Genomic DNA, 6,257 nt, shown 5'->3' with positions numbered 1-6,257 from the left:
ACCTCGCGTGAAAATCCTGCGCGAGAGGTCAGCAAGGGGCGTGCCAATTGCCGCTGGGAGGCGGTTTTGCCTCCTGCGGCAGGGGAAAGCGGCAAAGACTTGCCGGTGGCGGCAATCGGTTTTGCCGGTTTGCCGGGGAGCGAGGCCGGGAGCGACAGACCCTCACTCTTCCGGCGCTTCGCGCCTCCCTCCCTCTCCCGCGTGCGGGAGAGGGAAGGGGCTCGCCGCCGCAGGCGGTGGGAAGGGTGAGGGTCTGTCGCTACCGCCCCAGCGAACTGGCATCGCCCTTGCAAAGCATCGCGCATATGACGACGGATCCCATCACGCTCGGCGCTTTCCTCGATCCCGCCGCGATCGCCATCGTGGCCGGCGGTACCATGTTCGCGACCCTGCTTCGCACGTCGTTCCGCGACGTCGGGCACGGCATCGCGGCGTTTGGCACGCTGGCGCGCAAGCCGTTCGACGCCACGCCGCTGGTCGACCAGGTCGCCGCGCTCGGTCGCATCGCGCGCCGGCATGGCGTGCACATGCTCGATCGCTCGGTGATCGCCGACAAGGATGTCGCGGCCGCGGTCGCCGATATCGTCGACGGCGCGACGGCGACCGAGATCACGCGCCTGCTCGACGAACGCCGCCGCGCGCGAGTCCTGCGCCATGCCGCGGCGGCCGACATGTGGGCCGGTGCCGCGGAGGCCGCGCCGGCGATGGGCATGGTCGGCACGCTGGTCGGGTTGGTGAAGATGTTCTGGGCGATGAGCGACCCGAGCGCGATCGGCACGGGGATGGCGGTCGCCCTGCTCGCGACGCTCTACGGCGCGCTGATCGCCAATCTCGTCGCGATGCCGATCGCGGTGCGCCTGCGCCGTCGCGCGCGGGCCGAGGCGGAAGAGCGGACGCGGTTGGTCGCGCCGCTCGCCGCGCTCGCTGACAAGAGTCGCGTCAAGACTCCGACCAGCTTCGTTCCGGCCTCGGCATGAACGAGACCGATCTCCTCGACCCCGCACCGGCCCGGCCGCTCTGGCTATGGACGCTGGCCGATCTCGCCTTGTTGCTGGTCGGTTTCTTCGTGCTGATCCAGGCGACCGATCGCCAGGCGCTGGCCAAGGGGTTGCGCCAGGGATTCGGTGGCAAGCCGACGGTGACGGCCGCGGCCGATCCGATCCCGCTCGCCTCCGCCGGCGCCGGCTTCGTGCGCGGCTCGGCGACGATCGCCTCGGCCGATGGCCTGCTCGAGTTCGCCACCGAGAGCCTGCGCGATCCGCGCGTGACCTTGCGCGTCGCGGGCAGCACCGACGGCACGCCGGCGGACATCGATCCCACCTCGGGCAGCGCCCAGATCCTCGCCAGCGACCGCGCCCGCGCGACCGTCGCCTGGCTGATCGATCATGGCATCGCCGCCAACCGCATCATGATATCAACGCCGGGGACGGGCCGTCGCATGGCGCTCGTCACCATGAGTTTCACCGGCGATCCCGACAGGAAACAGCCATGATCCGTTCGACCTTCCTCCTCGCGCTCGCAATCGCGGCCAGTCCGGCCGCGGCGCAGACCTTCCAGAGCACCACGCTGATCGACAAGGCGGTGGCGGGCTTCACCGGCCGCGGGGTCGGCGAGGTCGGCGGCGCGCGCACCGAGGTCGATACGCGGCTCAAGCTGGCGACCTGCCCTATGGTGTCGCTCGCCTGGCGCACCGATATGCACGATTCGGTGGTGGTGACTTGCCCCGATCCGCAATGGCGCATCTTCGTGCCGGTGCTCACGCCGACGGCGACGCCGTCACCGGCGGTAGTGGTCGCGCCGGCCACGGCCCCGGCCGCGAAGGCGGTGATCGTGATCAAACGGGGCGACCCGGTGACGGTGGTGGCCGGCGAGGGCGGGTTCTCGGTCACGCGCGACGGCGTCGCGACGACCGACGCCGCCGCCGGCGCGCGCGTGCTGGTCCGCGTCGAGGACGGCAGGCCGCCGATCCAGGCGATCGCGGTAGAGCCGGGTAAAGCCATGATTCCGGGCTCGGAATAATTTTTCTTAAAGAATTTGGGCAGGCGGTCGTTCGATGATCCAGACAGGCTACAACAGGCTGGACAATGGTGGACTCGATCGGACCGAAGGGCTCAACGCCCAATGCCCGCATCGCTCCGGTGCTCGGAGCGGCGGCGGCCGCGAAGATCGCGTCGGCCATCGCCACGCCGGAGCAGCAGATGCAGGCGTCGCACCCAGTCGGGCAGCTGGCGCAGGAACTCGCCGCCAAGCCGCCGGTGGACGCCAGCCGCGTCGACCGGTTCCGCAAGGCGATCGCCGACGGCAGCTTCCAGCCCGACCCGCAGAAGGTCGCGGACAAGCTGTTGTCGCTAAGGGGGGAATGGATCGATGACGCGGCGTGATGGCCTGATCAAGGTGATCGACCTGCTTCATGCCGAGATCGCGGCGATGAAGTCCAACGATGTCGAAGCGCTCGACAAGGCGACCAGCGCCAAGCTGGCCGCACTCGAGGCGCTGGGCGCGATCGACACGCCGACGCTCGAGCCCGGCGTGCGCGAGCTCGCCGAGGAAGCGCACCGGCTCAACGAGACCGCGCGGATCTATTGCAACCTGTTGGCGGCAAATGTTCGTCGCCGCCTGCAAATTCTTGCCGGTGACGCTGCCGGTGGCTACCGCGCCAGCGGCAATCTGGCGGCTTACGCCTGATTTTTCATCCTATTCCCCTCCCGCTCGCGGGAGGGGTTAGGGGAGGGCATGTCCCTCCTGGGGAAGGCGCTGATGTGACACGCCCTCCCCCAGCCCCTCCCACAAGCGGGAGGGGAGTTTCTCTCGGCAAAACGTCCCGTTAACCAAACCTGGCACGCGCCTTGCTGAGTGTCCCCCGTAACAGGGGGTAACCAGCCAGGGCCTATGGGCGGCGTCGTAGCACTTACCGGGAATGTCGAGCGCGTCAGGACGGCGATCGCGAACGCGAGCCGCTCGACCGGCATGGATTTCGATTATCTGCTGGGCCAGGCGCAACTCGAAAGCGGGCTCAACCCCGCGGCGCGCGCCGGCACCTCGTCGGCGACCGGGCTTTACCAGTTCATCGACCAGTCGTGGCTGGGCATCATCAAGCAGCACGGGGCCGAAAACGGACTCGGCTGGGCGTCGAACGCGATCACCCGCGCGGGCAACCGCTGGGTGGTGAGCGATCCGCAGATGAAGAGCGCGATCCTCAACCTCAGGAACAATCCCGACGTCTCCGCGACGATGGCCGCCAATTTCGCTTCGGACAACCAGGCGTCGCTGGAAAGCGCGCTGGGTCGCGGCGCCACCGGCACCGATCTCTACATGGCGCACTTCCTGGGGCTGGGCGGCGCCAAGTCGTTCCTCCGGACGATGCAGTCGAACCCCGGCGCCTCCGGCGCGGCGATGTTCCCGGCGGCGGCGCGCGCCAACCGCTCGATCTTCTTCGACGCCAACGGCAACGCCCGCAGTCTGGGCGACATCTACCAGCGCTTCGCCGCCAAGCTCGACAAGGGCGCGGCCAAGGTCGGCGCCACCAGCCTCGCGTCCGACGCGCTCGACGGCAAGGGCGCGACCGCGTTCGCGACGACCTACGGCACCAGCGCGTTCGAGACCGCCAAGGCCAATTTCGCCTCGCTCGCCGCCTCGACCGGTCTTGCCGGCGCCGAGGTGATCCCCGGCAACGGCGACACCGGCCGTACCGCGGCCGACTGGGCCAAGGCGGCGCTGGCGCGGGTCAATGCCGGCCAGCCCGGCGCCGCCACGCCGCCGGCCGATGCCAGCGCGGTCAACCTTCTCCGGCCGACGCCCGACAATGCGCGGCTGGCCTATCTGATGCTTGCGAGCCTGGGAGCGTAACGCGTGCCGCCTGTTCTGAAGAATCTGCTCGGCGGAAACGTCCGCAACGCGGCGCTCCCGATGGCGATCCTGCTGCTGGTGGTGCTGATGGTGGTGCCGATCCCGGCCGCCATGCTCGACATCTTCTTCGTCACCAACATCGCGATCAGCCTTGCGGTGCTGATGGTGTCGCTGAACGCGCAGAAGCCGCTCGATTTCTCGGCGTTCCCGACCGTGCTGCTGTTCGCCACCCTGTTCCGCCTCGGCCTCAACGTCGCCTCGACCCGCGTCGTTCTGGTCCATGGCCATGAGGGCGAGAGCGCGGCGGGGCACGTCATCGAGGCGTTCGGCACCTTCCTGATCGGCGGCGATTACGTCGTCGGCATCTTCGTCTTCTCGATCCTGGTCATCATCAACCTGATCGTGGTGACCAAGGGCGCGGGCCGCGTGTCCGAAGTGTCGGCGCGCTTCACCCTCGACGCCTTGCCCGGCAAGCAGATGGCGATCGACGCCGACCTCAATGCCGGCCTGATCACGCCCGACGAAGCCAAGGCGCGTCGTATCGAGGTCGCGACCGAGGCCGATTTCTACGGGTCGATGGACGGCTCGTCCAAGTTCGTGAAGGGCGACGCGGTCGCCGGCCTGCTGATCCTGGCCGCCAACATCATCGGCGGCCTGATCCTGGGCCCGGTCAGCCACGGCATGTCGATCGGCGACGCCGCGCACAATTACGTGCTGCTGGCGATCGGCGACGCGCTGGTCGCGCAGCTGCCCAGCCTGATGCTGTCGATCGCCGCCGCGGCGATCGTCACCCGCGTCACCTCGAGCCAGGACCTGGCCGGCCAGATCGGCACCCAGTTCGGCTCGGCGCGCACCTGGACCCCGGTCGCCGGCATTCTCGGCCTGCTCGGCGTGCTGCCGGGTATGCCGCATCTCGTGCTGCTGTCGGCCGCCGGCATCGCCGGCTTCACCGCGTGGAAACTGCGCCAGATCGCCAAGCGCCCGCCGCCGCCCGCGCCCGCCGCGCCCGCGCCCGATCTCTCCAAGATCGGCTGGGACGAGGTCAGCGACGGCATGCAGATTCATCTCGACATCGGCTACGGCCTGGTGCCGCTGGTCGACGAGCGCCGCGGCGCGCCGCTGATGGGCCGCATCACCGGTGTCCGCCGCCAGCTCTCCAAGGACCTCGGCTTCGTCATCCCGCAGGTGCGCGTTCGCGACGACATCAACCTCGCGCCCTATACCTATCGCATCATCGTCGGCGGCGTCGTCATCGGCGAGGACCAGGCCTCGGCCGAGGAGATGCTCGCGCTCGACACCGGCCAGGGCGTCGGCGAGCTGCGCGGCAAGAAGGCCAAGGACCCGACCTTCGGGCTCGACGCGACCTGGATCCAGCCGGGCGACGCCGATGCCGCGACCGGCCAGGGCTATCTGGTGGTCGATGCCGGCACCGTGGTCGCGACCCATCTCAACCACCAGCTCGGCCAGAATGCGGCGGAGATGCTGGGGGCGGACGAGGTACAGGCGCTGCTCGACGGCCTCAAGGACCGCAATCCGCAACTCGTCGCCGCGCTGACCCCGGCGCCGCTGCCGCTGACCACCCTCACGCAGGTGCTCAAGGGCCTGCTCGCCGAAGGGATCAGCCTCAAGGAATTCCGCCGCATCGCCTCGGCCATCGCGGTCGCCGCGCAGAAGACGGTCGATGCCGAGGAGATCATCGAGGCGATCCGCCCCGATCTCGGCGGCCTGATTATCCAGAAATTGTGCGGCGTGCACGAGCCGCTGCGCGTGATGACTTTGGAGGGGCAGCTCGAAGGGCTGCTCGGCCAGGCGGTCCGCTCGGACCCGTCGCGCCGCCACACGATCGAACCCGATCTCGGCCGCCGCATCGTCGACGCGCTGACTCAGGCCGCCGCGCCGCTGGTCGCCGAGGCCAAGCCCTTCGCGCTCGTCGTCCAGCCCTCGATCCGCCTCGCGATCCGCAAGCTGGTCAAGACCTGCCTTCCCGACACTCCAGTGATGAGTTTCTTCGAAGTGCCTGAAGAGAAATCGGTCGAAGTCGTCGCCGTGATCGGCGCTCCGCAGGCGCTCGCGGCATGAGCGCGGAACCGATGATGAGCGCGTTCGCGAACGCCCAGCCGGCGCAAGCCGGATTCTCAGGGGCGCCCGTCCCCGGCCCGCTGACCTATGGCCGCTCGGGCGCCGATGTCGACGCCTTGGTGCGCAAGCATTCGCCGCTGGTCCGCCGCATCGCCTGGCACGTCCATGGCAGCATCTCGGGCGTGTGCGAGGTCGAGGACCTGGTGCAGATCGGGCTCGTCGCTTTGGTCGAGGCGGTCCACGGCTTCGAGGATCGCGGCCAGGTGACGTTCGAGCAATATCTCGCCACCCGCGTGCGCGGCGCGATGATCGACCAGCTCCGCCGCCAGGCG

At 69.2% G+C, this 6,257-nt stretch carries 8 protein-coding genes; all 8 read left to right on the top strand.

The annotated features are described in order from the left end of the window. Nucleotides 1–305: 305 nt before the first annotated feature. Nucleotides 306–977 carry a MotA/TolQ/ExbB proton channel family protein gene (locus ACTHJR_RS07290; protein ID WP_440522461.1) on the top strand — a complete coding sequence of 224 codons (672 nt, stop codon included), beginning with the start codon at nucleotides 306–308 and terminating at the stop codon, nucleotides 975–977. Beyond that, a complete protein-coding gene (locus ACTHJR_RS07285) occupies nucleotides 974–1,492 on the top strand; it encodes an OmpA family protein (protein WP_440522460.1) in 519 nt (172 codons plus the stop codon). Before ACTHJR_RS07290 ends, ACTHJR_RS07285 begins: the two co-directional genes overlap by 4 nt. Then, the gene (locus ACTHJR_RS07280) at nucleotides 1,489–2,019 is read left to right on the top strand and encodes a flagella basal body P-ring formation protein FlgA (protein WP_440522459.1); all 531 of its coding nucleotides are present in this window, start codon (nucleotides 1,489–1,491) and stop codon (nucleotides 2,017–2,019) included. Before ACTHJR_RS07285 ends, ACTHJR_RS07280 begins: the two co-directional genes overlap by 4 nt. Before the next feature lie 65 nt (nucleotides 2,020–2,084). After that, nucleotides 2,085–2,381, top strand: a complete 297-nt coding sequence (flgM, locus tag ACTHJR_RS07275; protein ID WP_440522458.1) for a flagellar biosynthesis anti-sigma factor FlgM — start codon at nucleotides 2,085–2,087, stop codon at nucleotides 2,379–2,381. Beyond that, a complete protein-coding gene (locus ACTHJR_RS07270) occupies nucleotides 2,368–2,685 on the top strand; it encodes a flagellar protein FlgN (RefSeq protein ID WP_440522457.1) in 318 nt (105 codons plus the stop codon). Before flgM ends, ACTHJR_RS07270 begins: the two co-directional genes overlap by 14 nt. A 204-nt stretch (nucleotides 2,686–2,889) precedes the next feature. Continuing rightward, nucleotides 2,890–3,846, top strand: a complete 957-nt coding sequence (locus ACTHJR_RS07265; protein ID WP_440522456.1) for a lytic transglycosylase domain-containing protein — start codon at nucleotides 2,890–2,892, stop codon at nucleotides 3,844–3,846. A gap of 3 nt (nucleotides 3,847–3,849) precedes the next feature. Then, nucleotides 3,850–5,925, top strand: coding sequence for a flagellar biosynthesis protein FlhA (gene flhA, locus ACTHJR_RS07260; RefSeq protein WP_440522455.1), 2,076 nt, complete (start codon nucleotides 3,850–3,852; stop codon nucleotides 5,923–5,925). Further along, a partial coding sequence (locus tag ACTHJR_RS07255; RefSeq protein WP_440522454.1) for a sigma-70 family RNA polymerase sigma factor occupies nucleotides 5,922–6,257 on the top strand: 336 nt, incomplete at its 3' end. The genes flhA and ACTHJR_RS07255, both read left to right, overlap by 4 nt.

Origin of the sequence: Sphingomonas sp., from assembly GCF_051962185.1 — a bacterium.
Taxonomy (GTDB): Bacteria; Pseudomonadota; Alphaproteobacteria; order Sphingomonadales; family Sphingomonadaceae; genus Sphingomonas.
The sequence above is the reverse complement of the archived record's forward strand: the minus strand, read 5'-3'. Positions and strand labels throughout refer to the sequence as shown.

Excerpts from the sequence above, each read along its gene's own strand:
- ACTHJR_RS07290 (WP_440522461.1), top strand. The coding sequence starts at position 306 with ATGACGACGGATCCCATCACGCTCGGCGCTTTCCTCGATCCCGCCGCG.
- ACTHJR_RS07285 (WP_440522460.1), top strand. The coding sequence starts at position 974 with ATGAACGAGACCGATCTCCTCGACCCCGCACCGGCCCGGCCGCTCTGG.
- ACTHJR_RS07280 (WP_440522459.1), top strand. The coding sequence starts at position 1,489 with ATGATCCGTTCGACCTTCCTCCTCGCGCTCGCAATCGCGGCCAGTCCG.
- flgM (WP_440522458.1), top strand. The coding sequence starts at position 2,085 with ATGGTGGACTCGATCGGACCGAAGGGCTCAACGCCCAATGCCCGCATC.
- ACTHJR_RS07270 (WP_440522457.1), top strand. The coding sequence starts at position 2,368 with ATGACGCGGCGTGATGGCCTGATCAAGGTGATCGACCTGCTTCATGCC.
- ACTHJR_RS07265 (WP_440522456.1), top strand. The coding sequence starts at position 2,890 with ATGGGCGGCGTCGTAGCACTTACCGGGAATGTCGAGCGCGTCAGGACG.